The organism is Glutamicibacter sp. AOP5-A2-18 (assembly GCF_052446055.1).
Classification (GTDB): Bacteria; Actinomycetota; Actinomycetes; order Actinomycetales; family Micrococcaceae; genus Glutamicibacter.
Map to the genome: position 1 here is coordinate 3242827 of NZ_JBQSVW010000001.1, position 25529 is coordinate 3268355.

The 25529-nt window shown below is 54.6% G+C and carries 20 protein-coding genes; 7 read left to right on the plus strand and 13 right to left on the minus strand.

All coding sequences use genetic code 11. The features are described 5' to 3' along the window. Nucleotide 1 precedes the first annotated feature (1 nt). From ACT3RW_RS15545 to ACT3RW_RS15560, 4 genes are all read left to right on the plus strand, one after another. Nucleotides 2-982 carry a PD-(D/E)XK motif protein gene (locus tag ACT3RW_RS15545; RefSeq protein WP_444614380.1) on the plus strand — a complete coding sequence of 327 codons (981 nt, stop codon included), beginning with the start codon at nucleotides 2-4 and terminating at the stop codon, nucleotides 980-982. Continuing rightward, nucleotides 979-2817, plus strand: a complete 1839-nt coding sequence (locus tag ACT3RW_RS15550; RefSeq protein ID WP_444614381.1) for a hypothetical protein — start codon at nucleotides 979-981, stop codon at nucleotides 2815-2817. The genes ACT3RW_RS15545 and ACT3RW_RS15550 overlap by 4 nt, the downstream gene beginning before the upstream one ends. Nucleotides 2818-2945: 128 nt before the next feature. Next, the gene (locus tag ACT3RW_RS15555) at nucleotides 2946-3821 is read left to right on the plus strand and encodes a hypothetical protein (protein WP_444614382.1); all 876 of its coding nucleotides are present in this window, start codon (nucleotides 2946-2948) and stop codon (nucleotides 3819-3821) included. Next, on the plus strand, nucleotides 3821-4651 hold the full coding sequence (locus ACT3RW_RS15560) for a hypothetical protein (protein ID WP_444614383.1): 831 nt from the start codon (nucleotides 3821-3823) through the stop codon (nucleotides 4649-4651). The genes ACT3RW_RS15555 and ACT3RW_RS15560 overlap by 1 nt, the downstream gene beginning before the upstream one ends. Nucleotides 4652-4711: 60 nt before the next feature. Here the strand turns inward: ACT3RW_RS15560 and ACT3RW_RS15565 are convergent, their stop codons facing one another. Beyond that, the gene (locus tag ACT3RW_RS15565; RefSeq protein WP_444614384.1) at nucleotides 4712-6337 is read right to left on the minus strand and encodes a hypothetical protein; all 1626 of its coding nucleotides are present in this window, start codon (nucleotides 6335-6337) and stop codon (nucleotides 4712-4714) included. A 410-nt stretch (nucleotides 6338-6747) separates the two neighbouring features. Here ACT3RW_RS15565 and ACT3RW_RS15570 point away from each other — a divergent pair, with 410 nt between their 5' ends. Continuing rightward, nucleotides 6748-7710, plus strand: a complete 963-nt coding sequence (locus ACT3RW_RS15570) for a DNA cytosine methyltransferase (RefSeq protein WP_444614385.1) — start codon at nucleotides 6748-6750, stop codon at nucleotides 7708-7710. 107 nt (nucleotides 7711-7817) lie between these two features. Here ACT3RW_RS15570 and ACT3RW_RS15575 read toward each other — a convergent pair whose 3' ends face one another. Genes ACT3RW_RS15575 through ACT3RW_RS15590 form a run of 4 tightly spaced genes read right to left on the minus strand, consistent with a single transcriptional unit; the run spans nucleotide 7818 to nucleotide 11970 of the window. Then, nucleotides 7818-9140 carry an MFS transporter gene (locus ACT3RW_RS15575; RefSeq protein ID WP_444614386.1) on the minus strand — a complete coding sequence of 441 codons (1323 nt, stop codon included), beginning with the start codon at nucleotides 9138-9140 and terminating at the stop codon, nucleotides 7818-7820. Nucleotides 9141-9145: 5 nt separating this feature from the next. After that, nucleotides 9146-10294, minus strand: coding sequence for a galactonate dehydratase (gene dgoD, locus ACT3RW_RS15580; RefSeq protein ID WP_131089379.1), 1149 nt, complete (start codon nucleotides 10292-10294; stop codon nucleotides 9146-9148). Further along, on the minus strand, nucleotides 10291-10935 hold the full coding sequence (locus ACT3RW_RS15585; RefSeq protein WP_444614387.1) for a 2-dehydro-3-deoxy-6-phosphogalactonate aldolase: 645 nt from the start codon (nucleotides 10933-10935) through the stop codon (nucleotides 10291-10293). The genes dgoD and ACT3RW_RS15585 overlap by 4 nt, the downstream gene beginning before the upstream one ends. Nucleotides 10936-10977: 42 nt before the next feature. Then, nucleotides 10978-11970, minus strand: coding sequence for a 2-dehydro-3-deoxygalactonokinase (locus ACT3RW_RS15590; RefSeq protein ID WP_444614388.1), 993 nt, complete (start codon nucleotides 11968-11970; stop codon nucleotides 10978-10980). Between the two features lie 150 nt (nucleotides 11971-12120). Between ACT3RW_RS15590 and ACT3RW_RS15595 the strand changes: the two genes are divergently transcribed. After that, complete coding sequence (locus tag ACT3RW_RS15595; RefSeq protein WP_262199170.1) at nucleotides 12121-12918, plus strand: IclR family transcriptional regulator; 798 nt, start codon at nucleotides 12121-12123, stop codon at nucleotides 12916-12918. 13 nt (nucleotides 12919-12931) lie between these two features. Here the strand turns inward: ACT3RW_RS15595 and ACT3RW_RS15600 are convergent, their stop codons facing one another. The 3 genes from ACT3RW_RS15600 to ACT3RW_RS15610 all read right to left on the minus strand — a co-directional run bounded on the left by ACT3RW_RS15600 (nucleotide 12932) and on the right by ACT3RW_RS15610 (nucleotide 16972). Then, entirely contained in the window at nucleotides 12932-13615 is a 684-nt protein-coding gene (locus tag ACT3RW_RS15600; protein WP_444614389.1) for a response regulator, read from the minus strand. After that, on the minus strand, nucleotides 13612-15495 hold the full coding sequence (locus tag ACT3RW_RS15605) for an ATP-binding protein (RefSeq protein ID WP_444614390.1): 1884 nt from the start codon (nucleotides 15493-15495) through the stop codon (nucleotides 13612-13614). The genes ACT3RW_RS15600 and ACT3RW_RS15605 overlap by 4 nt, the downstream gene beginning before the upstream one ends. A 79-nt stretch (nucleotides 15496-15574) precedes the next feature. Beyond that, a complete protein-coding gene (locus tag ACT3RW_RS15610) occupies nucleotides 15575-16972 on the minus strand; it encodes a TrkH family potassium uptake protein (protein ID WP_444614391.1) in 1398 nt (465 codons plus the stop codon). A 615-nt stretch (nucleotides 16973-17587) separates the two neighbouring features. Here ACT3RW_RS15610 and ACT3RW_RS15615 point away from each other — a divergent pair. After that, on the plus strand, nucleotides 17588-19399 hold the full coding sequence (locus tag ACT3RW_RS15615) for an amino acid transporter (protein WP_444614657.1): 1812 nt from the start codon (nucleotides 17588-17590) through the stop codon (nucleotides 19397-19399). 48 nt (nucleotides 19400-19447) lie between these two features. Here ACT3RW_RS15615 and ACT3RW_RS15620 read toward each other — a convergent pair whose 3' ends face one another. The 5 genes from ACT3RW_RS15620 to ACT3RW_RS15640 form a co-directional block, all read right to left on the minus strand. Continuing rightward, nucleotides 19448-20863, minus strand: coding sequence for an alanine racemase (locus tag ACT3RW_RS15620; protein WP_444614392.1), 1416 nt, complete (start codon nucleotides 20861-20863; stop codon nucleotides 19448-19450). Then, a complete protein-coding gene (locus tag ACT3RW_RS15625; RefSeq protein ID WP_444614393.1) occupies nucleotides 20863-22458 on the minus strand; it encodes an FAD/NAD(P)-binding protein in 1596 nt (531 codons plus the stop codon). Before ACT3RW_RS15625 ends, ACT3RW_RS15620 begins: the two co-directional genes overlap by 1 nt. Continuing rightward, complete coding sequence (locus ACT3RW_RS15630; RefSeq protein WP_444614658.1) at nucleotides 22455-23447, minus strand: pyridoxal-phosphate dependent enzyme; 993 nt, start codon at nucleotides 23445-23447, stop codon at nucleotides 22455-22457. Before ACT3RW_RS15630 ends, ACT3RW_RS15625 begins: the two co-directional genes overlap by 4 nt. A gap of 170 nt (nucleotides 23448-23617) precedes the next feature. Beyond that, entirely contained in the window at nucleotides 23618-25000 is a 1383-nt protein-coding gene (locus tag ACT3RW_RS15635; protein ID WP_444614394.1) for a purine-cytosine permease family protein, read from the minus strand. Next, entirely contained in the window at nucleotides 24997-25446 is a 450-nt protein-coding gene (locus ACT3RW_RS15640) for a YybH family protein (protein ID WP_242632504.1), read from the minus strand. Before ACT3RW_RS15640 ends, ACT3RW_RS15635 begins: the two co-directional genes overlap by 4 nt. Nucleotides 25447-25529: the final 83 nt, after the last annotated feature.

Below are 25529 nucleotides of genomic sequence, written 5' to 3' on the forward strand. Positions count from 1 at the left end.
TATGAGGTCTCGCGAATATTTCCTTGAGCTAAGTGACGCCCATTCTCTGCTCAATAAGAATGAAGCTGACGTCAAGACCATACGCGATCGAGAAGAACCACATCGCGCCTGGGTTGGTTTTGATCAGAATGGCAATGCAGTTGCCTACTTTGAGGCTCCCTCTGAATCGGTTCGCTCATTTTCCGTCAGCAAAGTTATTGATGTAACTGCGACACAGGTTGCGGTCGACAGTACCGGTGAAGACGTAGATTGCATAAAGATTATTTGTCGTGAGCCTAGACTCAACGAAGTCTTTTATGTCTTTGTGGACGAGCTGCTAGAACGTCTTCTGGGCGAGGTCAACCCCTCAGCCGTTTTACAGGAGTCAGCGTCTGACTGGCGACGTTTACTTCAGCTCGCGACTTCAGGGTTCAATATTAACTTCGCTAGCGGTCTCTACGGTGAACTCATATTCCTGGAACAGAGTGTGAAAGCAGTAGGGCCAATCGCGCTGGAAAGTTGGCAACGCTCAGAATTTGATATCCACGATTTCGTTTCTACAGGTTCGCGGGTCGAAGTAAAAACTTCCAAGTTTCAGACTGAGTCCGCGGTCTCAATCCATGGCCTAAAACAACTCGCAGTGCCCATGACTGCGACGTTGACCCTAGCCGTCGCTGAAATTGACAACAACAGTGGCGAACATATTGATGATGCAATTAGGCGGATTCTAGAGCTTGGGGTTGATCGGGAACAGCTCGTTGGGAAACTCGAAAAGGTCGGATATGTCATTGGCATGCCAGACGCCCAGAATTTCCGGTTCAGTATCGTTTCCTGGCGGTTCTGGGAAATTACCTCTGAAAGTCCGGTGCTGAGTTCGACAAGCCTGGCGCAGGTCAATGTGGACGCAATTTCCAGCGTGAACTACAAACTTCACCTTGCTGCACTCGGCGCTGCCGATACCCATTTTGACTTCGATCGACTTGCGTTAGGAGACCAGAAATGACCCTATCGACCCTAAATCGCTATTCAAAACCGCGCGGTGCAGGAGATCAAACAAGTGGCGGTCGCGGCAAACTTCTGCGTCCAACTTCTGACCTCTCCCGCGTAGGAATCGTAGTCCGAGAAACCTTACAAAACTCTTGGGATGCAAGGGACCCAGACTGGGATCCAGCTTATGGAGTACGCGTCTACAAGGTGAAAGAAGATGCTCGCAGAATTCTGCGTGAACGAATTTTCACGAATTTACCTTCTTCCTTGAAAGATCTGGGGTCCAGTCTCAATAATCCAAACCTTCACGCGATTGAGATCTTTGATCGCGGCACATCGGGATTGAATGGGCCCTACCGCGCAACGGAAGTTGCTGAAGAGGGTGGGCCCAATAACTTCAATTCATTCGTCTTTGACATCGGAACCACCAAAACTTCCGAATCTTCCGGAGGCACTTTCGGGTTCGGTAAGACTGCAACCTTTGAAGTGTCACGCGTTCACAGCGTTGTGTATTGGACCCGTTGCCTGAACGATGAAGGCCAATACGAGCACCGTTTGATTGCTGCTTGCTTACATGAGCCATACGCAGAAAATCAGATGCGCTACACGGGAGCACATTGGTGGGGCAATTTAGTTCCGTCAACTTCAAATCCTGCACTTACCGACATTGTTCCTATTCTTGGTGAAGAAGCTCAGAAATTAGGAGAGCTCCTCTTTCATTTGCCGTTTGGGGACGATGGTGACAACCATGAAACAGGGACCTCGATCCTGATCCTAGAACCCGTAATTTCGGTGGAGGATGTACTTGAGGGAGAGCTAGAAGGCGAGCAAGCTCCGTTAGTTCAGGTCGCTGTCGAAACAGATGATCACGTATCCGAACTGCTCAAGCAGATCTCGGAAGCGCTGTCTATGAATTCATGGCCCAAGACTATTCCGCTTGATGACGATAACCTACCGATGCTAATTGAGCTGTATCGGAACGAGGATGAGCTCAAAGTCGCCGAGCGAATCCGCCAAGAGAGCGAAATCTATGCAAACGCGCTCATTCATGTTCGGACGCAACAGGGCCAGCAAACCTACGAAGAAGGGCGCGCAGTTCCAGCCGGGATTCTGGATGAAAAAACGATTCCGATAACCCTACGACCGCCAAAAAAGCCTGGAATTTCCCAGATGGATTACTTTGGTACGCGACGAGACCGAACTGTCGGTCACCTTCATCTGTCGCTCAGGCTCAAGACTCCTCTTGGGGCGCCCTCATCTCAGCGTCAAAATGCTCTTTGCCTCATGCGATCCGAAGCAGAGCTCGTTGTTTATTATGATGACGACTTTCTCTTCGAAGATGAAAACTTTGAATGGCATGGGGTCTTCAAACCAACACCGGAATGCGACAAACACTTCAGCGCGTCAGAGCCACCAACTCATGACAGTTGGAATCCTCGCTCTGGCACTGATAACGAGATTTCGGCCTATGTGGTTACCCGGACATTGAATAATATTCGGTCCAAGACGCGCGAGTTCCTGTCCGTCCACCAATCGCCGCAAAAAGAAACCACTCGATCAGTGCGAGAAGTCGCAACAGGACTGCGTGAATTCGTACCATTCGGCAGAGTTGATGAAATGGAAGAAAGGAACCTCAAAGGTGACCAACGCCGAGGACAAGCCAACAAAGCATCTTCCAGTGTGCAAGTCGAAATCCTAGGCAGTGGAGCCACAAATGATCGGCGAGGACAACAACTTCAAGTGCGTGCCCGGTCGAAGGCAGGTAACAATGTGCTCGTCAAAGCGAACATCTTTGCGCTCACGGCTGAGGGGCGGATGAAGCTTACTGACGAGGAAGCCGAAGTGTTATAGCTCCGAGACGGGCAACAAATTGCTGAGGGCCACTCCCACACAGTTGAGGACGGCGCCGTCGTCGACCTCGCGTTCCGAACGCACATTGTCGCGACCCTCGAAATAGATTTGCAAACGGAGGAAGTCAAATGAGTAAGGTAATTTTTTACCCATTTCCTCGATTGCAGTCCGTCCAGTGGACAGATTTGTCGGCAGACATGGACGGAGAAACGTACACATTCGAACAGCTTCCTGATCTATGGGACTCGAACTCAGAGGTCACTTTTCGCGTTTCGGCCGTTGTCGAAAAGCTGCTCTTCGAGAGTATCGATATTGACTACGCCTCTGCCCGTCTCATCATCGAAGTCACGTGTCGAGATACTGCTTACTCTCTGACAGAAGAGGTTGCGTTCACTCGCAAAGTCGATGCCACAGACGCGACTGCGGAAATCACGATTACTGGAAGCGCCGTTTCTGAGAGCATAGAAATTTCGACTGCCATTATCGCTTCCGTGGATGATCAACCTTGGTTGCGTCGAGGTGTGCTGGCAGAAGGCCCTACGGCACGAGTAGCTCTGAACTCTGATCTAGTCGGCTTCCCGACAAGCGCATTCTCATTTGAGGAGGAACAGCTTCCTGCTGCCCCGTGGCGACTGACTGTGACTGCCGAGGACATCGAGGCGCCGTTTGCCCACTCAGTGCGCTTGGAACTTAACGAAGATTTTCAAGTAGTAAGAGAACTCATCTCAGGCAAAGCGAATCCTTCGGTACATGCCGAACTCGTCTCCTCCATCACCCGAGTTCTCATTGGCACGGTCGCAGGCATCAAATTCTCGTCAAATGACTCACGGTCGGCAGAAGAGGTCGCGACAGAAGCACCAAATTCCATTGCGTCAGCCGCATCAAGGGCTTCACAGCAATATCTCAATTGCTCGTTGGATTCAGCCATGGGCATGTACTTCCGGCAGCCCGACCTTTTCGACTACAAATTATTGACCGGTTCAGACCTCTACAGGATCAAATAATGAATACCTCAAGATCTCTTCCTCGGCTTGAATTCAAAGATGCGAACAAGTTGCGCGACGCACTGCTTAGTCGAGCAAAAGCCTCTACTTTCGACCGTTCTCTTTTCGAAGAGTACCTCCTTAGCCCCAACGCGTTCCCAGCTACTGGCCCTGTCCGTATTCAGGAGGATGAACTTCTCGATTTTAGGAAGGGTTGCGTTGAGGCTTCCGAACAAGCGATGAATTCAAGCGGAGACTTTAAGGCTGAATTCGATCTGGCGGTTGGAAAACAGATCTCAAATTGGGAATCGATGGCGGGTAGCGACTTCGGTGTCGCAGCCGTTTGGGATTTCATCACCTTAGTCTTACTACCTGACCTCGCGCTTCAGAGATTCAATTTGCCTGAAGACGACCAAAGCGAAAACCGGACAGCCCGGAGCCGGTTGTCCGGTGGGAATCGACGCCACGTCCTGCAACGGCTTTGGAAACGGCATGTGGTGTTCGGATCGCAAATCGTCGGAGCACGAATACTCACGGAAGACGACTACGGCTCGTTGTTGGAACGCAAACTGACTCTTGAGCATCGTCAGTTGGCCCGAAAAGTTGCCGTGAAGGTAGTAAATAGTGGCTTGCAAGGTTCTACACGACGCGACTACACGCGTGCGGTCACTAGAGCGCTCGTGCAGATGTCTGGTGTTGTTCAATTTAGCGATTCAGATCTCGACCATCTTGACCATGCGGTGGATCATGCGGATTCAGTCGCAAGGCAAAATGGCTCCCGTCCGATCGCCATCGACGTTGTCATCCCTGCTACCAAAACTCATGCTTTGCCAAAAGCGCGAATTCGGTAATTACAAGCTCCGGAACGGATACATCCGCTCCGGAGCTTGCCACTGCTGACCACAAGGACCCTACTCATCCTCGGACGAAGGTGGCGTCCAGAGCTCTCTGAACCGATCCTGTCTTGACGGCCACAAGAATTCCAGGTCTTCCTCTTTGGCCTTGATGAATTCCATGCCTACACACCTGTTCCCAAGTCGCGTTAGCCTGATGCTGTCCAAGTCGAGCTGGTCTAGCTTGTTGCGATCCAAACGTTCATATTCTCCAAGCTGGAACACTTGAGACAGAATCCAGCCTCCTAGAATGACCTGACGATGTTTAGACATAAGTTGCTTATTTCCGTCGCCGGTCAAAATGGCATCCATCCGTTGACCGGATTGAGTCAGTTCAAGCTCAAACGTCCGATCACCGATATCCTCGAATGCCGTTTTCCACGTTGAACCGACTTTCTGAAGTTTGGAAATGGGATCGCCGGCATCGTTGGTGCCGAAGAAAAGTGGAAATTCCTGATGGAAGTTGCGCGGATCGGGAATTTTGATTTCAACTTCATTCACCGGACGTCGAGTGTCCGATCCTTTGTTCTTAGGCGCTCCGAGGCGTACGTTCAGACCTGATCTTGCGTCCACTTCGCCGGCGGGTGTTTCACCGTAATCGGATAGTCTAAAGATCGGGAAGATGAAGGTCTGACCTACGCTAGTCGAGTCTGGTCCGCTCCCGTACGTCACCGATTCTGATGAGCGCGTTTTCTTTTTCAAACGTGCCTTCGGCGCAACGTTTCTATCAACCACAGTGAAGGTGTCGCTGTCCGGCTCGGGTGCGGGCACAACCGTCGGGGTATCATTCGCATCCAGTCCTTTGACATCAAAAAGGCCATCCTGTGAGCGCTCGTCGCTTTGCTCCTCGGATACCTTGGATGGCAGCAGCTCAGCCAAATCCCCCTCTAACAAGCGCATCAATGAAGCATGAGGGTCGACCAGCTGACGGACTGCGAACTCATCAACTATGTCGCCACCATTGTCGCTTTTCTTCGTATGCACGAAACGCATGTACAAGGTTGAATCGGCAGGGGTGTACTTGTATTCGTTCTTACCATCGCTAAATTGGAGGGAAGAAATACGCTTCGATTCGTCCGGTGCCACATAGCGGAGATTGCTTTCATCCATAAATGAGTAGTCAGACTCACCCACATAGACTCGCCCGTCTTTCAGCGGAGACAGGTAATGGTAAAAAATATTTGCAAACGCTTCTTCAGGAGCTACACCGGCTCCGGCTAACAAGTTCTGCGTCGACCTCAGCTTTTGGTTTCTAAGCTCTGCGATTCTGCTAACCAGACGCTGATACTCGCCGTCCTTGATCCAAGCAGTCCAGCCTTCCGTCGTAGCGACGCTCTTGAATTGCATGATTTTTTGCATCGAACTTGAAGAGTTGAGGAATGTCTTGATGCCGACCAAGTCGCGTTTCCCTGAAACTGAACTTGGAACCATCACGTCGTACGGGTCATTACCCTTGTCCACAACAGATCCGCTAAAAAATCGGGCGAATACCGTTTCTTGATACTTAGAGGATATGTACGCCGTATGATCGATCGTTCCGTCAGACTTTTGCCTGAACAACGCAGATAGGGAACCAAGAGCCTTGATTGCCGCTACGTACTGCTCACGACTGTCCGAGCTGTATTGTTGCCAAATAGTTGTCATAGGAACACTCATTTCACTAGCTGGCGACATTGTTTATACAAGTCATCGTAGATAACCACTGCCCCAATTAGCAATGGATCTGAAACGCGCTTAGCAATGCTGCCTCCGATGCAACGGGTATCTTTTGGCACTTGCTCAATGCGGTTTTTCGGGATCGCATAGGTTCAGAACTGCCTAATGATTCGCCGCTTGGATCTCCAAAACCGCAGACGAGTCGCGCCAAACACGAGGCAGGCTCCGCAAATTGGCAATTCTAGTTATCTCAGCATAAGAGAGATACTGATAACCGTCACCGCGCGCGTTGAACGCCACACAGGTAGAATAGAGCCCTTCAAAAACGACCGGATCGGGTGCGGTGAGTTTCGTGACACGGGCAGCTTTTCTCGTATTTTTGTTCTAGAATATAGGTGATGAAAAACAACAGTGAACCCCGTGTAGCAGGCTTCTTCGCAGGCGTCGGCGGCATTGAACGTGGCTTCGATCGCGCCGGCTTCAATTCCGTCTGGTCGAATGAACTAGACCCTCAGGCCTCGAAAACATATTCGACGAACCATGCAAGCGAACTTGTTGTGGGTGACATTGGCAGTGTCGATTCCGCGGATGTTCCTGCTGTTGACGTCATCGTGGGCGGCTTTCCTTGCCAGGCTTTTTCCGTAGCTGGTCACCGAAAAGGATTCCAAGACGAACGAGGCGAAGTCTTTTTCGAACTAGCTCGCATCATTCGTGAGAAGAAGCCCGAAGCAATCTTCATCGAGAACGTGAAGAATCTGCGGGGACATGACGGCGGAAATACTTTCAAGGTCATCATGGCCAATTTGGAAGATGCTGGCTATCACCTGACTAGCAAGGTTTTGAACGCAGCAGAGTACGGCAACGTTCCACAGAGCAGGGAACGAATCTATATTGTTGGTTTCCGCGACGAGCAGGTAGCCAAACGCTTCGAATGGCCAGAAAAGCTTCCTCTGACAAAGAAAATTTCTGACATCGTAGATCTCGACAAGAAGGTCGACGACAAGTTCTACTACACAGCCGAAAGCTTTCCTCGCTACGCAGAAATCGTCGATGAGATCACGGACGCATCAACTGTCTACCAGTGGCGAAGGCAGTACGTCAGAAAGAACAAGTCCAACTTGTTCCCGACTCTGACCGCAAACATGGGAACTGGCGGCCATAATGTTCCGCTAGTTCTAACCAAACATGGCATTCGCAAGCTAACACCCGAAGAATGCTTCGCGGTCCAGGGATTTGAGGATATTCGCCTCCCGGAAGGCATGGCTCGCTCACACCTGTACAAGCAGGCTGGAAATTCCGTAGTCGTCCCCGTGATCGAACGAATCGCTCGTCAAATGAAGATCGCACTAGATAACGACTAAACAGCGCTTCGGGGCGCAAGAATTTCGCCCCAGCTGTTCTGCCAAACATTTCCATGTTGGTTTGAACAGCTGAGGCGATTTCTTTGCCTGCGCACCTACCTAGTGAGCTAGCCTTCGACGCGCTGCACCTTACCTACCAAGAACACGTAGGAAAGAATGCCAACTGCCGCGATGACCGTCATGTAAATGAAGGCAGGACCGAAGTCAGTCGCCGAGACCAGCAGGCCAATCACAATTGGGGTGGCAATCGAGGACAGGTTGCCGATGAAGTTGAACATGCCACCGGTCAAACCAATCAGACGTGACGGTGCCAGCGCAGAAACCAACGACCAGGTAATCGATGCCAGACCATTGCCGAAGAAGGCAATGGACATGAACGTGATGACCAGGGCAGTGCTGTCGGTGAAGATTGCCCCGATCATGCTCATGGAAAGCAACAGGCCGGTGATGATTGGTAGCTTGCGAGAAGTCCCCAGACTTACTCCACGCTTGAGCATGAAGTCAGAGAGAACACCACTGATCAATACACCCACCAACGCTGCAACAAACGGCAGTGACGTCAAGAAACCAGTCTTGATGTAGTCCATGTGGCGGTAGGTCACCAAGTAGGTTGGGAACCAGGTCAAGAAGAACCACAAGGTAGAGGTCAAGCAGAACTGACCAATGTAGATGCCCCAGAGCTTGCGTCGGCCCAGCACCAGAGCGAATTCTGCTTTACTCAGCTTTGCAGCAGGCGCCTTGGCCTGCGCGCTGCCCAAATCAACCAGTCCGCCACCCTCTCGGATGTACTGCAGTTCAGCAGCATTGGTCCGCTTGGAATCCACCGGATTGCGGTACATGAAGAACCAGATCAAGCCCCACACAATGCCAACAGCACCAGTGACAACAAAGACCCAGTGCCAGGTCAGCGCATGCTGCAACCACAGCAGAACTGGGGTCAGAAGCGCAAGACCAATGAATTGGCCCGAGGTGTAGAAACCAATGGCGGTGGCTCGTTCACGTTCTGGGAACCAGGCGGTGACTACCTTGTTATTGATTGGGTACGCAGGTGCTTCAAAACCACCAACGGCCAAACGCAAAACGATCAAGGCAACGAAGCTTCCAGCCATGCCCATAAAGATGGTCGCTACGGACCAGAGCACGAGGCAGATTGGGTACAGCAGGCGGGGCTGTACCCGGTCTACCAACCATCCGCCAGGCAGCTGCATGGCGGCGTAGGTCCAGCCAAAGGCAGAGAGCAACAGACCTTGCTGAGCCGTGTCCAGGCCGAATTCTTCGGAAATCAAGGGTGCTGCAACGGAAAGGTTTGATCGATCCATGTAGTTGATAACTACGGTGAGGAACAACATGAACGCTACGGCGTAGCGCATCTTTGTTGCTTTGTCAGTGCTCTTAAGTGTGGCAGCTGACGACACTGTCGACTGAGACATTCGATTTACCATTCTGCGAAGGATCCGTCCTTGTGCCGCCAAATTGGGTTGCGCCAGCGGTGACCTTCAGCTGCGCGTTCAATGACGTACTCTTCATTTACATCAACACCCAGACCCGGGCCGTCAGGGATGGCGACCATGCCATCCTCATAGGCGAAGACCGACGGATCATTGACGTAATCAAGGAGATCGTTGGATTTGTTGTAATGGATTCCCAGGGACTGTTCCTGGATAAAGGCGTTGTATGCGCCGGCATCAATCTGCAGGTTTGCTGCCAGAGCGATTGGACCCAGCGGGCAGTGCAACGCTACGGCCACGTCATAGGCTTCAGCCATGGCCGCGATCTTGCGCGCTTCGGTGATGCCACCGCAGTGCGAAGGATCAGGTTGGATGATATCTACTGCTCCACTGGCCAAGACATCCTTGAAATCCCAGCGAGAGAATAGACGCTCGCCCAAAGCAATAGGAGTGCTGGAATTGCGTAATGGCTCCAGCATTGAGTTCACGTTTTCGCTGAGCACTGGCTCTTCAATGAACATCAACTTGTAGGGTTCTAGTTCCTTGAGCAGGACCTTGGCCATAGGTTTGTGGACACGGCCGTGGAAGTCCACACCGATGCCTACGTTCTCGCCTACCGCGTCACGAACTGCCTGAACGTTTTCCAAGCAGCCCTGGACCTTGTCCCAGGTATCGATGTACTGAAGTTCTTCGGTACCGTTCATTTTCACCGCGGTGAAGCCACGGTCAACAGCGGCCTTCGCTGCGGCAGCGGTGTCCGAGGGGCGGTCGCCACCAATCCATGAATACACACGGATCTTGTCGCGGACTTTGCCACCCAGCAGCTCGTAGGCAGGAACACCAAGTGCCTTGCCCTTGATGTCCCAAAGCGCCTGGTCGATACCGGCCAGCGCACTCATCATGATTCCGCCACCGCGGTAGAAACCGCCACGGTACATCACGGTCCACAGGTCCTCGATGTTTCGTGGATCCTGGCCAATGAGGTAATCAGAAAGTTCTTCCACAGCCGCAGCTACGGTTGATGCACGACCTTCAAGAACTGGTTCTCCCCAGCCGGAAATTCCCTCGTCGGTTTCGATCTTCAGGAAGAGCCAACGTGGTGGCACCATGTAAGTGGTCAGTTTGGTGATTTTCATGCAGACATCCTCATCTCATGGATCGTTTGGTAAGCGTGGACAATCTTGTCCGCTCTAGTTTTCAAATCTTCTAGGCTTCGTCCCGCTTTGTAGAGCGAGGAGCCAATACCAAATCCGGTGGCACCGGCTTCAACCCATTGCTGCATGTTCTCCTCGGTAATACCGCCTACTGGTATCAGGCGAATCTCTTTGGGGAGCACTGCGGTCCAGGCTTTGAAGCCCGCCAAGCCAACTTGCTCGGCCGGGAAAATCTTTACGTTTGTGGCACCAGCTTCGATGGCGTCAAAGGCATTGCTCGGAGTCGCGGCTCCGGGGAATGATTCCATCCGTAGTGCCACGGTTTCAGCGATAACCGCGACGTTGGTATTTGGCGAAACGATGATCTGTGCGCCCGCATCGTGGCAAGCGCGAACCTGATCCACGGTGAGTACGGTCCCGGCACCAACAACGGCGTCCGCAGGAAGTGTGCGGCGCAAGATTTCGATACTCTTCAGTGGCTGTGGTGAATTGAGCGGTACTTCTAAAGAGCGAAAACCCCTGGCATAGAGGCATTCACCGACGGCCTGCGCTTCAGCCGGGTCAAGGCCACGCAAGATGGCGACAAGCCCGGAGGGACGCAACGAGGATGGATCTTCATTCACGGCGTGAGCCTTTCTATAAGAGTTGTTGGCGAGATAAATGACTTAGACCGAGGTGGTCTGAAACATGCCGAGCGCACTGGCCACGGCCCAGACTCCACGAGGCGCGGTGCCCTGCAGTGCGCGGACTTCGGTGACACCAAAGACCTTCAGCGCCCGTGTGTACCTGGCGCTCAATTCTTCATTGCCGCAGATGGTCAGCGCTGGAAGTGCTGAGTCATGCCAGGCACCAAGTACCGAACGAATCTCGGCACCAATCATCAATCCGGACAGATAGTCACTGACTTCGGTTCGCTCCAAACGTCCGGTGAGTACCAAGGTGCGCGCCGAGAACGACGTCAGCATGAGGTCCGCATCCCCATTCGAAGATTTGGAGATGTTCACCCCACGCTCAAAGGCATCCCAGCTCACTGAGTCTGTTGGCTTGATCAGTTTGGACAAGATGGACTGGGTACTGAGCAACCCGAAGGTCTCCCCCGTCATAGAGGTAGAGAATCCCGTGATTGTCCGCCCTTGAACTGTGGCCCACTTTGAGTGGGTGCCGGGGAGCAAAAAGAGCTGTTCCGCTGCGTCATCTGTAGCCGTGTCTCCAAGCTCGATTGCGCCGAGAATCTGAGTCTCTTCTCCACGCATGACATCGGGAAGTTCTTTGAGGTCTAGGACGCCGGGAATGATGTACATTCGTCGGTTCTCGGCAATCTGGACCGAGGCTAGTTCAAAGGTGGGGTCTGCCAAATCGGCGGGCACAGGACGGTAGGTTGCTTCAACCCAGCCCTGCTGGCTGCCAATCATTCCGCAAGCAATCACGGGGGTCTGCGGATAGTCTTCCAGCCAGTTATCGCATAGTTCGACCAGGGCCTGCTCGAATGCTTTATTCAGTGTCAGGGACTGTTCTTTGGCTCGTGTCGCGACCTGCATGATTCCTAGAGCTGCACTTCGTTCGGCCACAATGCTCGCGTCGTTGCCCATGAGGTAGGCACGTGCGGAGGTGGTTCCCCAGTCAAGGGCAATCAGCTGGGCTTCGGCGATGTTTGTCATAACTCCTGTTTCATCCCGTGCACTGCACGAGCTCACTTGAATGTGGTCCCATTCACATGTGAATATTCTCTGAGTCATCCCAATACTTCAAAGAGCGTTGCATATAGTGGGATACAGGATCTTGTTGATTATCAAACCAAGGGGACGTCAATGGCACTCGAAGCTGAACTCAAAGACGAAAATTCAGTTGACTCTCCGCCCGCTGGCACCCTCACACTTGCACGCGGACTAGACATTTTGCGTGCTGTTGGGCGCGGTGCAACTAACCTCAATGAAGTTTCAGCTGAAGCGAACATTGGCAAAAGCGCCGCCCAGCGCATGGTGAAGCTCTTGGTGCAGCGCGGATTCCTGCGCAGCACCCATGGCACTGATTTCAGTTTGGGCCCAGCGCTCATTGAGCTGGGTTTCCATGCGCTCTACCAAAGCCCAGTTCCAGTCATTGCCAAACCAATCCTTGAAGAGTTGGCCCGCAAATATCAGGACACCGTGCACCTAGCAGTGGAAGACGAAGCGCAGGTGCTCTATGTAGACAAAGTTCCCGGAACTCGTGGCGCACAGATGCGCTCTCGGGTAGGTCAACGAATGCCACTAAGCCGCACCGGCATTGGCAAGGCGTTGCTGTTAGACACCCCGGACAGGTGGGAATCAACCTTCGATTCGGAGTCCCCCATCGAGCAAGCACCGCACCAAACTAAGGCAGCCTTCCTCAAGCGCATGAAGTCCTACGCCAAAGAAGGTATCGCCTTGGATCTGGAAGACAATGAACCTGGAATCCGTTGCGTGGCTGCGCCAATTCGTGATGGCAGTGGAAAAATCATTGCCGCCATCAGCATGTCGGCCACCAATCCATATATGCCGGATGAACGCATGAAGGCACTGAAGACGGTCATGGGAACTACCGCAGCGCAAATTTCGCGCAAGCTGGGATATTCGGGCAAGACCTTCTAATCGTGTTCGTCGCTCACGGCGTAAAGCGGTACCCCATACCCAATTCGGTCAGGAAGTAGCGGGGGTTAGACGGCTCAGGTTCCAGTTTGGTGCGCAGCTGCGACATGTATACCCGCAGATAGTTCGCTTCTTCACCGTATTCGGGACCCCAGACCGTAGTGAGCAGCTCGCTACCGCCGATCAGCCGATGCGGGTTGCTGGCCAGCACCTCCAGCACTCGCCATTCCAAGCGGGTCAATCGCACCGCTTCGCCATTAACGCTCACCGAGTGGCTAGATAGATCAATGCGTAGCCTACCGTCCGAGGTTTCCACGACGGCCTGTCCCGGGTCCGGAAGTGCACGGCGCAGGGCTGCACGCAATCGCGCCAACAACTCATCCATGGCAAAGGGCTTGGTGATGAAGTCATCCGCCCCACGGTCCAGGGCATCCACCTTGCTGTGGGACTCATGCCGGGCCGAGACGACAATAATTGGCACACTTGACCAGCCACGGATTCCGTCAATAACATCCCCGCCTTCAAGATCGGGTAACCCCAGATCCAGCAGGATCACGTCCGGGTGCGCGTCCGCAGCCAACTGCAGGCACTGAAGTCCGGTGGCTGCATGCAGTGCGCGGTAGCCTCGGGCCTTGAGGTTCACTAGCAAGGCACGAGCGATCTGCGGATCATCCTCCACGATCAATACAGTGGTGGTCATGTTCTGTCCTCGAATATCGGCAGGATGAAGACCATCGTGGCTCCCCCGCCCTCAGTATCTTGTGCTTGGACGTCCCCGTCCATGCCCGCGGCCAGACCTCGGGCTACGGCCAATCCCAGCCCCAGCCCGGTGGTGTTATCCCTATCGCCATGCCGCTGGAAGGGGCGGAAGATCCGGTCTTTTTCTTCCTGCGGCACCCCTGCCCCATGGTCGATGACCTGAATACGCACGTCGGTGGAGGTGGGGACCGCGCGCAGCTGCAACGGGCTCTCCCCGCCATAGCGCACTGCATTTTCCAACAGGTTGGCCAACACTCGCACGGCCAGTCCGTAGTCTGCACTGACCGGTGGGCAGTCTGGGGGAATTTGCACCTGTAGGTGCGCCGGACGAATCTGCCCGGCCAGATCGCGCACGGCCGAAGCCACCAGATCCTCAACTTGGATCCGGCTGCGGTGCACCACCAGCTCGCCGGCCTGGATCCGGCTCATGCTCAGCAGATCCTCGATTCTCTCGCTGAGCTGGTCGGCCGACTCCTCAATGGTGGCCAACAGGTCCGAGGTGTCTTCCTCACTCAGCACCACATCCTGCATCCGCAGACTGGAGGCCGAAGCCTTGATCCCCGACAACGGAGTGCGCAAGTCATGGGACACCGCGGCAAGCAATGCGGTGCGCATCGCATTACCGGCGGCCAGTTCCCGGGACTGCAAACGCGCCTCGGCGAGCGCTCGATGTTGCAGCACTGCGGCGATGCGCCCAGCAAAGGCCTCAAAGATTCCCTGATCCGAGGCTTCACGCGGAATGCCATCGATCAACAGCAGATGTTCTGCATCTACCGTGATGGCGTAGTCGCTGGTCTCTGCCTTCGCAGGCGCTACTCCAGCCGATGCCACGGTGACCGGAGTCGGCGAGGACTCACTACCCCGCCGAACCAGTGCGGCCCCGCGCAGCTGGTAGGAGCGGCAGAGCCATTCGAGCAGTGCCGGAACGCGCAGTCCTTCGCGGATCACCCCGCCGGATAATTCAAAGAGGGTGTCTGCCTGGTGCCGGGCTTGGCCGGCCTCGGCGGTGCGCCGTGCTTCGATGTCCACCACCCGTGCCACGCCGGCCGCGACCAGCAAGAACAGGCTCAGCGCCACGACATTGAATGGCTCATGGATATGCAATTGCCCCGTCGGTGGGGTGAAGAACCAGTTCAGGATGGCGGTGCCCAGTAAGGCCGTTGCCAGCGCTGGCCACCAGCCTCCCAACAGGGCTACGAAGACCACCAGTGTGAGCTGGCTAAGGAAGATCAAGGTCAGCAGTTCGCTTTCACTGCCGCCCAGTAGAAAACCGCTGGCTAGCAAGGGTGGTCCGCAAGCGGCTAAGAGCCAGCCCAGCAGTCGCCGGGTGCCGTTAAGCCGTTGGCGTTTCTGGAAAACATCACGCATGGCCCTTCCTTCGCTACCTGGCAGTGCGGGACTGGGAATGATCATGATGCTGGGATCAGCCGGTGCGGTGGCCTGCTGTGCCAGCCTCAGGGACAGCTGATCGCGCATCCGCCGGCGTCCAGTGCCTGGGAGCTGGGCTCCGATGACCAGGTGTGTGGCTTGTGTGCTTCGGGCGAATCCCAGTAGCGCTTCGCTGATGTCTTGGCCCAGCACCATATGCCAGGTGGCCCCGGCGCTTTCCGCGGCCGTGCGCAATCTGGCCAGCTCGGCTTCTTGGCCTGCTTGATTTGCACCCATGCCACGTTGTGGAACATGGACCGCCATTACCTCAGCCCCTGGCATCTGCACGGCCTCGTGCAGTGCGCGGCGCAGCAGGGACTCGGACCCGGCACGGCCCGACAGCGCGACGATCAGAAGCGGGTGGACCTGTGGCCCGGTGTTCGACACGTCCATGATGCTCCTTGGCGTTCGGGATCCTAGCCAGTACCCAGTGATCGTACCGGAATACGGTAGCTCAGACACGGTGCCCCACTCAGCCTATGACCGGCTGCTCTTCTGGCAACCTAAACAGCAACCGTCGGTGGCTCAGGGCCAGCGCGGCGGCAGCCGAAACGATCCCCACACGGCCGATGAACATCAGACTGATAATCACCAGTTGGGCGCCGGTGGACAGATCGGCAGTAATTCCCATACTTACTCCGACAGTAGCGAACGCCGAGATGCATTCAAACAAGACTTCTTCCAACGAATGCTCGGTGAGCACCAGCAGTAACAGCGAACCGACCACCACCGCGCCAACGCCCAATAGGGCTACGGATAGTGCTTGGCGCTGAATCACTGTTCCAATAGCACGACGTCCCACGGTGATCTGCTCATGGCCACGCGCTTCGCTCCACACGGCGAAGGCGAGCACCAGAAAGGTGCCGATCTTAATGCCACCGGCAGTGCTCGCGCTTCCTCCGCCGATGAACATTAGGACTTCTGTAACCAGCAAGGACTCGGATGAGGCCTGCCCATAGTCAATATTGTTAAAGCCTGCGGTACGTGGAAAGACGCTCAATCCCATCACGCCCAGTGCTTTACCTCCTGGGGAAAGGTTCCCCAAGGTCTCGGGCCGGTTCCATTCGAACAGACCCAGAAGCAAAGCCCCTATCACCAGCAGGCCGACACTTCCCCAGAGGGTCAGCGTGGTGTGTACGGACCAGCTCTTCTTTGAGCCATTGCCACGAAGCAATTCGTAGATCACCGGAAATCCCAATCCGCCCAGAACCACCGCGACGCACAATGGGACCATAATCCACGGGTCACCTGCGTGGCTGATCAGGCTATCGCTGTAGAGGGCGAATCCAGCATTATTAAAAGCAGAAATCGAGTGGAAGACACCGCCCCAGATGGCGCCAGCCGGATCTGCGGGATTAATAACCCAGAACCGTACCGACAGCACCAGGGCTATCGCTGATTCGATGGCAAAAGTAGTTTTGGCGACAAAAACGAGTATCCGGCGCACATCGCCGAGGTTTAAGGCTTGGGTCTCCGAAGCGGCCACAAGTTGTGTGCGCAAGCCCAGGTGTTTGCGCACTAACAACGCCAGAAGTGAACTCAGGGTCATAATCCCGAAACCACCCATCTGGATCAGTAGCAGGATGAAACCTTGACCTATCTCAGTCCAGTAGGTAGCAGTATCTACCGTAACCAAGCCGGTGACGCAGACAGCGGATACTGCAGTGAACAAGGCTGGCATGAAGCCACCAACCTGTGGGTCAACTCGCGACATGGGCAAGAGCAGCATGAGCGTTCCAAACGCAATTGCGGCCAAAAACCCTAGAGGCACCAGGCGGACAGGATTATTCAGCAATGCCTTGCGAACTGGTCCGGTCAGAGCGCTGATCAGCTGTGCTGCGTCTTGGGAACCCTGGACCTTCACGAACACGATGCTGTCCACCCTTGTACACTCTGCGGAATTTCGGCCATGTCGATGCATGACGCTGATACATTCCCATTGCACCTCTCCAAGGCCCCGCCAAGACCGGCTCTTAACGCCGTCTTAATGCGCCTTGGAGGAATCTTGATAATGGCTTCACATCACGGCCATTCCTGTGCTCAACGACACAATTTCTTTCGTCTGAATGCTCTCACTTCCAAAGAAAAAGACCCTCGACGCCGAAATCTCATATTTCGCCATCAACCAATCGTATGGATTTTAAAGGTATAGATCAAAGGGATTTTCCTCTGGACAGTTCCGGGTCGACTTGCGCACCAATAGAGTATTTCTGACGCCTCGTAAACGTTCACCCTAACTTGCGCACAATCACTATTTCCTGCATTGACTGGGCTTTTAAAAAAATTCCTCCCAAAGGGGCGCTTACTTGCCAATTGAGGCGTACTGTACATTTTCGTGAACAAAACAAATGCGCAGATCCAAGGGTCGAATCAGGCACCAGCAGCCAAGGTGCCATCTCGATTGCGCCTGTGGCTGACCGACAGTTCAGTCGGCCAGGAAGACACCAGCAACGAGGGCAAGCATGGTGCCAAATGGTGGCAGGTAATGTGCCTTTCAGGTCTGGATTACTTCTCTACGCTCGGCTACCAGCCAGCTATTGCCGCGCTTGCTGCCGGCGCACTCGCACCCTTTGCAACATTGATACTTGTTGCCGTCACCTTGGGCGCCGCTCTGCCGGTATACCGCCGCGTTGCCCAAGAGTCCCCCCACGGCCACGGTTCCATTGCCATGCTCGAAAGGCTCATGCCGCATTGGAAGGGCAAAGTATTTGTCCTCATCCTCTTGGGATTCGCAGCCACCGACTTTATGATCACCGCGACTTTGTCGGCCGCGGATGCTTCAGCACACCTCATTGAAAACCCATTCACCCCGGACTGGTTCGCCGGCAAAGAAGTACCAATCACCCTAGTTCTACTGGTCTTGCTCGGTGCGTTGTTCTTGCGTGGCTTCTCAGAGGTCATCTGGATTGCCGTAACTCTCGTGTTCTCGTTCTTGGCACTGAACTTGGTCATCATCATCGTTTCGGCAGCCAACATCATTGGCCACCCTGTCACGGTCAGCAACTGGCTTGACTCACTGTTCACCGCGCACGGGGATCCGATCATGATGTTGCTGGTCTGCCTGCTAGTGTTCCCCAAGCTAGCTTTGGGCCTGTCCGGCTTTGAAACCGGCGTTGCTGTCATGCCCCAAATCACCAAGGCTCCAGGCGATACCGAGGCAAAACCTGCAGGTCGCATCAAGGGCGCAAAAAAGCTCTTGACCACAGCAGCGCTGATTATGAGCGGCTTCTTGGTCCTGTCATCTATCGTGACCACCATCTTGATCCCAGCTCGAGAATTCCAAGCCGGCGGTGAGGCCAATGGCCGTGCACTATCGTGGCTAGCTCACCACCTGATGGGTGACGCATTTGGAACGGTCTATGACATTTCCACGATTCTCATTTTGTGGTTTGCTGGCGCTTCAGCGTTGGCTGGCATGCTGAACCTTATTCCGCGTTACCTGCCTCGTTTTGGTATGGCTCCGGCGTGGGCCAGCGCAGTGCGCCCCCTGGTTCTTGTTGTCATCCTGGTAGCTATCGGCATCACCGTTCATTTTGATGCAAGTGTTGATGCGCAGGGAGCCGCCTATGCCACCGGTGTTCTGGTGCTGATGAGTTCCGCGGCCATTGCGGTAACCATCTCGGCACGACGGCACGGTGAAAGAGGCAAAACAACTCTCTTTGGAACTGCCAGCCTGGTCTTCGTCTACACCACGATTGCCAACTGTGTTGAGCGCCCGGATGGCTTGAAGATTGCCGCCTTCTTCATTGCAGCAGTGCTCATGGTCTCGATACTTTCTAGGTTCCGCCGCTCCACTGAACTTCGCGCCACCTCGGTCATGTTTGATGACTGCGCAGTGGACATCATCCAGAAAGCCAGCAGCGCTGGGTTGCTCCGACTGATCGCCCATGAACCGGTGAAGATCTCCAAGCGGCGCTACTTGCACAAGCACCAGCACGCTATCCTTGCTAGCCATATCCCGCAACGTGCACCGGTGGTGTTCCTAGAAATCAAGGTCAGCGACTACTCGGACTTCGCCCAAGATATTGAAGTTCACGGTATCACCCGACACGGTCAATGGATTCTTGAAGCGACAGCCCCCTCGGTTTCTACCTCGATTGTGGCCATCTCCATGGCGATTCGAGATCAGTACGAGGTAATGCCACACATCTACTTCCGCTGGACCGAAGGCAATCCACTGTTGAACCTGGCCAAGTTCATTTTCCTTGGACAAGGTGAGATTGCCCCCTTGACCCGCGAAGTTTTGCGCGAAGCAGAGCCTAATCTGCAGCGCCGGCCCTGGGTGCACGTGGGCTAGTCCAAATCATCCGCTTCTGCGCGTCATGCACCAGGTCGGTACCAGCCATCAATGGCCGGCGCCGACCTGGTCAATATCGTCAAGGCTCGCGTTGGCACCATCCAATACAACATTTTTGGCTAGCGGCAATTGGTGCGAAGCACTTTCGATAATGTGCATCAAGTATCCCCCGGTATTGGGGAAAGCCACTACATCGCCTTTGGCTACCCCTTGCGGGAATTCGAAGCGCCGGCGCAGGATGAGTTCTTCCTCGATGCAGTACGCACCTACGAGGAAGCCACTGTATGGGGAACGATCGTTCGCATGCCTTCCCGAAGCTTTGATGAGAATCGGGTCGACCAAGAAGTCCGCGGCAGTAGAACGGCACTGGGTGCGATTCATATGAAGTCCCACCAGGCTCACCCCGTCGTTGCGTTCCTTGGTAAACGCCACCTCGGACAGGGTCAGTCCACACCCATCAAGTAGCGAACGTCCCGGTTCGCAACGCAGCTGGATCCCCCGGGCATTGAGCATCTGGCCCACAGTCTGGGACCCATCAGCACCCCGAGCGATGAGAATCTTCTCCAGCCATGGGCCGCGAATCAGTTCTTGGTGATACGGATACAAAGCGGTGCTGGCCTGCGGCCCAGTGGCGCCCAGCCGGTCAGATTTCCAAGTTAATGATTCATCACCCTCAGGTACTTCGGCGAGCGCTTCCCAGAATCCAGACCACTGCTGCGAATCATCAAGATAAGACATGGGAATACCGCCACCCATATCTACAAATTTCACCTTATGACCCAGCTGTGCCAGGGCGTCTGCAAATTCCAAGGACTCTTGCAAGACTAGTGCCCGCTGTTCGCCGCTGTAGCCGTTAAGGTGGAAGTGCACACCAACAATGCTGAAAACTTCGGGACTATGTATCTGGGCAAAGAAGTCCAGCCATTGCTGAGCGCTCAGCCCAAACCTGGTGGGCGCAATCGCCGCGTTGCTTGAGGCCAGACGCAAAGCCACCGGCACCGGCGTTCCGTCACTCGTAGTCAATTCCAAGAGATCCATGACTTCATCGGTGTTGTCCAGACTCAGTACGACGTCATTCTCTACCGCCAACTTCAGCAGAGCTCTAGATTTCACCGCGGCGGTGACAATCAGCGACTCTGGGCTGACACCGCGTCTCAAGCATTGATCCAGCTCATTGAAGCTCGCCACATCTACACCGCATCCCTCGGCCACGGCTTTGTCGATGGCACCCAGGGTCTTGTTGGCCTTGCGTGCCAAATAGATTTGGAAATCAATGTCATGCACTGCCGCGGCATCCCGTAATTCAGCGACGTTCCGGGCCATGGATGAGTAATCATGAACGTTCAGTGGTGACCCGTAATCGGACAGCAATTCTTTGCATAGCTCCGGATCCTGAACCAGGCTCTCCATCCATGGTTCTAGTCGGGCAGTCATGGGCAAGGTTCCGTGCATCAGCGGTGGCATCAGTTGGCTACTTTCTGGCTTCGAGCGTTCACTTGCGCCATGATGCGCCGGGCCCAGCCCCGGTACTCCAGGTGCAAGGTTCGATTCAAGGTGTCATGGCCCAAGGTGGGGTCTTCGGTGGGGCGTCCTAGAGCACTCAAGGATTCGTTGCGTGAACCTTCGGCATTGATACAGGTCCCGTCGGCATCTGTGAGCAGCCCGCGCTCGCCGGTCCTGATCTTGACCTCGCCGGCAGAGAGTAACGAGCTGATCAATTCGTTGGCGGGTTCTCCGTCAGGGAAGGCAGCTGCGAGCACACCGGGAGGTGCGGTCACGGCATCGATGGTTAGGACGCCGCCGGTATGTTCCATGCCGGATGTTTGGTGCTGGAGCATTCCGGCGTCGTACAGGGCCAGCAGTTTCTGCGCCGTCGGTTCTGGCGGTCCGAAAGCCATGCGTTCAAGATTAGTGGCCGCCGCGTTGAACTTCTTCCGGTCCGCCGGGGCCCACTGGTATCTAGCCAGTGCGGTCACTAGTTCTGAATACAGGCCAGACCAAACGATGGCCCACACCCATTCATGGGTTTGCGGCTTCAGCCCACGGTGCGCATCAAGGGTATATCTCATTTGTTCAAAGGGACTGGCCAGAGTGGAGAACTGCTCTGATCTCCCGTTATCCACCGTTTGTTTTAGGGATTCTTCGTTCGCCGGAACTCCGGCGCTACCGGCGATGTCCATGGCGCAAGCTAAAAGGATCCGCCACATCTGCTCGGTGTGGTGTTCGCTGGTGTTGCTCCACTGGCGCAGTTGTAACCGGTAGTTATGAAGAATGTCCTGCGCTTGGGTTGGAAGGCCCATGGGTTTGGGTGTCATCGGGATACAGTGACGCGAGAGCATGGTCATGTGCCGTGGTTCTTTTCCGCTGGGCACATATCTCAAGCGGCCCGGTGTCCCGTCCTCCGAAGGTGCCCATTGCCCGCCACGTCCCTCGGTCAACGTCATGACCACGTCGTAAGCGGTCAGTGCTGCACCGCGGATCCGCACCGTGCTTCGGTCGGGAACCTTCTGCTGAGCATCGGCCGAGCGCTCTACCGTTAGTTCAGCCGCAGTTATGGTTGTTGCCGACTTCTGCTCGTGTTGGTAGCCAGCGAGTCCATGCCCAGTGGCGATGACTACCTCGTCATAGAGCTCGTACCAGGAGTCGCTGGTCACCAACCACTGTCCTGCTTGGCGTTCCACTTTGTGCACTGCTGATGCCCGATGTGTGACCGGTAGTTTCCCGTGCTGTACCAATCGTTGAAATTGCTTGCTGAGATACTCCCCGACAAGAGCCCTCGGCGGAAAGACCTCATCGGTAGTTCCCTGCAATGCGTTATTTCTGAATTCGTTGAACGTCTGATCGCACAGACTGGATGACGCGTCGATAATGCGCGAGTTGACGTTCAGTCTCAGTTCTTTGGGCTGCGTGGTATTCCATACCCGTCCGGCTCCCGGCGGGTATGGGTCATAAACATCAACCTGAACTGTTTGGGCTTCGTTGTCGCTGAGCACATCGTTCAGTTCCAGCAAAGCAAACAAACATTTTGGTCCGCCTCCGATCATCGCTATGCGGATCATCGTTCAGCATCAACTTCTAACTCAGCTAAATTTGCAGACTGAGGCGACTCACCGAGAGTTTTTTGCACCCATTCGTCGTTGTAGACCGTGTGGAGATAGGGAACCCCCGAATCGTGCACGAGGAAAGCAACCCGTGATCCTTGGGGAATTTCTGGGAGCATTTTCCCCATGGCAGCGACGATTGCTCCGGTAGATGCTCCAGCAAGGATGCCTTCCCGCTTGGCCAGTAGTCGGCAGCCACGAACCATTTCGATCTCAGGTATACGTAAAACTTCGTCGGGCTGTACTTCTAGGGACAGCTCAGGGACGATTCCTGCACCCAGACCAGGCAGGCGCCGTTCGGCCGATTGGCCGCCAAAGAGCACCGAGCCCAGCGCATCCACCGCAATCAGTTTTGTTTTGAGCTGATGTTCTCGCACGTACTTTTGGCATCCGAGAATCGTGCCAGTGGTGCTGGTGGCGACAAAGAGCATATCTAGATCCCCACCCATCGCCTCCATGATTTCTGGCATGGTCGTGGAGTAATGAGCCTCGGGGTTGCGCGCAGACCCGTACTGGTTGGTGGTCACCGCACCAGGGTTTTCTGCCAACAGGGTAGCGACCCGTTTCCGGCGTGCGGCAAGTCTGTTGCCATCGGGTGGATCCACCACTAGGTCCACGGTTGCTCCATAGGCACGCATGATGTCTAGGGCTGATTTGTTGGCGTTTTCATCAACAACGGCAACAAATCTGATGTCTCGCACGATGCATTGCCGGGCCAGGGAAATCCCCAAGTTACCTGAAGTTGATTCCACCACCATTCCGCCAGGCTTCAGTTCACCTGTCTCTAGGAATGCTGTGATCAGGGATTCCGCGGTGCGTTCCTTGGTGCTGCCAGAAAGTTGTAATGAGTCCAGTTTGGCGAATATTTCAATTTCGTTGGCATCGAAGAGACGCTCAAGTTTCACAATGGGTGAATTGAAGGGTGTTAAAGCACCGGTAACTTCCATAGTCACTACTCACATTCTTACGGCGGAGAACACTGCTGGCGGTCATTTCGATGTCAGTAGCTATGAGCTTGACTCGTCCCGTTTTTTAGCAAGTCTATGTGTAGAAGTGAAGTGGTGGCTACCGGTGCCAGAGATTCAGATATAAGCTCCAGACCTTGCTCTCTTGCCGGTCAGCTGGCGTTCTGAGATTCCTCACTTACTAGGTGCTCATGAGCTACAATTTGGCCTCGGTCTCGTTGTTTCCAGGACAGACCCAGATAGAGCAGGAAGCTGACGAAGAAGCACGGAAGGGTGGCGCCAATTGGGCTTGGGAAGAGGTAGGTCAGCAGGTAGGCGACAACCGCACCTGCCACCCATACGGCAACGGCAATCGGGTTCACTCCGTTGCGGTACCAGTAGGCTCCACCGGTGTGGCGCAGGATGTCACGCGTGTAGCGCGAACGCTTGAGCAGGTAGTAGTCCACAATCATGATGGCGAAGACTGGAACGAAAAATGCACCGATGAGCGTCAAAAAATCAGTGAACTGATCCAGTAACGCTAGCCAGGTGGCTCCGAGGATGGAAACTGTACCGACCACCAAAGCTGTAGCCAAGAACGGCAGTTTACGTTCGGGACGAGAGTTGACCACCGAGGTGATCATTCCGTAGACCGCCATCGTATTGGTGGCCATCACCGATAAGAAAATGGCAATAGCCAGTGGGGCGCCAAAGGCTTCAACAAGGATTGTTGGATCAAACTCTGTTGCTTGGTCACCGGAAAGGATGACGTACCCAATAGCGGTGGCGCCAAGGATCATTGCCAACACGGTGGAAAGCGTATAGCCAATGCCTGAACCGACAATGCTGGCGCGAGTATTGCGCGCCATGCGGTTGATATCGGCCGATAGCACAGTCCATGAAATCGCCGTGGCAATCACGATATCCAGAACGATAAACGGTGTGTACCCTAGCGAGGTATCAACTGGGATCGCAGCAAACTCTGCAGGATTGTATTTGCCGAAGGCCATGGCAAAGACGTAGGCCATGATGGCCAAGATCAATACGGCAAGCCAGGGTTCAACTCTCGAGATTCCTTCGTGCCCAAACAGTGCCAGCATCACTACGAAGACTTGGCAAAGCACTGAGAATAGGACAGGATTGCTGAACCCGGTCGTGGAGGCAATTAGATAGTTGACGGTGACGCCCGCCAGCATGGCTTGCACCCAGCTCCATCCCATCAGCACGATGACATTGGCCGCCACGGGTAACAAGCTGCCTCGCGTGCCAAAAGCTCCGCGGGTGATGGCCATGGTCGGCAGCCCGGTGCGGGTGCCAATGTTTCCGATCAACACCAAGATGACGGCACCGATCAACGTTCCGGCAACGATCATCACCAGCGCCAGTGAGAAGTTCAGTCCGGGTACAAAGAAGGTTCCGGTCAGAAGTGTGGTTACCACGAGGTTTGCTGCTAGCCAGATCATGCCGATGCGGCCGGTGCCCAGCTGTCCGCGAATCGGGCCGGAGCTTTCGGCGCCGGCTTCTAGCTTCTGTTCAAATTTGCGGTAGAGATTCATGCGTTCTCACCGGTGGCTTCAGCTGGTGCTGTCTCCGGCACCGTTGAAAGGTGCTCGTGGATGGCTATCAGTGAGCCGTCTGTTTCGTGGCGGAAAACGATAGTTTCACGTTCTACATAGGAATCAGTGGTGTAGTTCTCTGGATCATTTCCAGTGCGGGTTTGTGTTGCCACGGTGTGGCTGAAGACTGCACCGCCAACGAAAACATGAACCAGTTGCTCAGTGGACTGGCATCCGGTGACCTGCCATCCATCACTGAGCCAGCTGTCCCAGAGTTTTTCGTAACTAGCGCGGTCATCTAAGCGGGATGCTTCGGGGTGAAAAATGAATGATGCTTCGGGCGCGAAGAGTGAGAAGTATTCTTCAGTGTTAGTCGTGCCAAATGCTTTCACGATTTTGGCGGCGGCGGCCAGAACGTCTTGTTCGGTAGGTGCAACTGTGCTCAACGGTTCTCCCAAGGATGAGGTCCGGATTCGGACGCTTCGAGGTGGGCATATGGCGTGAGATGGATTACCTATATGCATTTTTT

Bases quoted from the DNA above. Each gene is read 5' to 3' on its own strand.
- ACT3RW_RS15630 (WP_444614658.1), bottom strand. From the start codon at position 23,447: ATGGAAGTTACCGGTGCTTTAACACCCTTCAATTCACCCATTGTGAAA.
- ACT3RW_RS15545 (WP_444614380.1), top strand. From the start codon at position 2: ATGAGGTCTCGCGAATATTTCCTTGAGCTAAGTGACGCCCATTCTCTG.
- ACT3RW_RS15615 (WP_444614657.1), top strand. From the start codon at position 17,588: ATGTGCCTTTCAGGTCTGGATTACTTCTCTACGCTCGGCTACCAGCCA.
- ACT3RW_RS15635 (WP_444614394.1), bottom strand. From the start codon at position 25,000: ATGAATCTCTACCGCAAATTTGAACAGAAGCTAGAAGCCGGCGCCGAA.
- ACT3RW_RS15595 (WP_262199170.1), top strand. From the start codon at position 12,121: ATGGCACTCGAAGCTGAACTCAAAGACGAAAATTCAGTTGACTCTCCG.
- ACT3RW_RS15550 (WP_444614381.1), top strand. From the start codon at position 979: ATGACCCTATCGACCCTAAATCGCTATTCAAAACCGCGCGGTGCAGGA.
- ACT3RW_RS15575 (WP_444614386.1), bottom strand. From the start codon at position 9,140: ATGTCTCAGTCGACAGTGTCGTCAGCTGCCACACTTAAGAGCACTGAC.
- ACT3RW_RS15625 (WP_444614393.1), bottom strand. From the start codon at position 22,458: ATGATCCGCATAGCGATGATCGGAGGCGGACCAAAATGTTTGTTTGCT.
- ACT3RW_RS15555 (WP_444614382.1), top strand. From the start codon at position 2,946: ATGAGTAAGGTAATTTTTTACCCATTTCCTCGATTGCAGTCCGTCCAG.
- ACT3RW_RS15605 (WP_444614390.1), bottom strand. From the start codon at position 15,495: ATGGACGTGTCGAACACCGGGCCACAGGTCCACCCGCTTCTGATCGTC.
- ACT3RW_RS15620 (WP_444614392.1), bottom strand. From the start codon at position 20,863: ATGCCACCGCTGATGCACGGAACCTTGCCCATGACTGCCCGACTAGAA.
- ACT3RW_RS15565 (WP_444614384.1), bottom strand. From the start codon at position 6,337: ATGACAACTATTTGGCAACAATACAGCTCGGACAGTCGTGAGCAGTAC.
- ACT3RW_RS15570 (WP_444614385.1), top strand. From the start codon at position 6,748: ATGAAAAACAACAGTGAACCCCGTGTAGCAGGCTTCTTCGCAGGCGTC.
- ACT3RW_RS15600 (WP_444614389.1), bottom strand. From the start codon at position 13,615: ATGACCACCACTGTATTGATCGTGGAGGATGATCCGCAGATCGCTCGT.
- ACT3RW_RS15590 (WP_444614388.1), bottom strand. From the start codon at position 11,970: ATGACAAACATCGCCGAAGCCCAGCTGATTGCCCTTGACTGGGGAACC.
- dgoD (WP_131089379.1), bottom strand. From the start codon at position 10,294: ATGAAAATCACCAAACTGACCACTTACATGGTGCCACCACGTTGGCTC.
- ACT3RW_RS15560 (WP_444614383.1), top strand. From the start codon at position 3,821: ATGAATACCTCAAGATCTCTTCCTCGGCTTGAATTCAAAGATGCGAAC.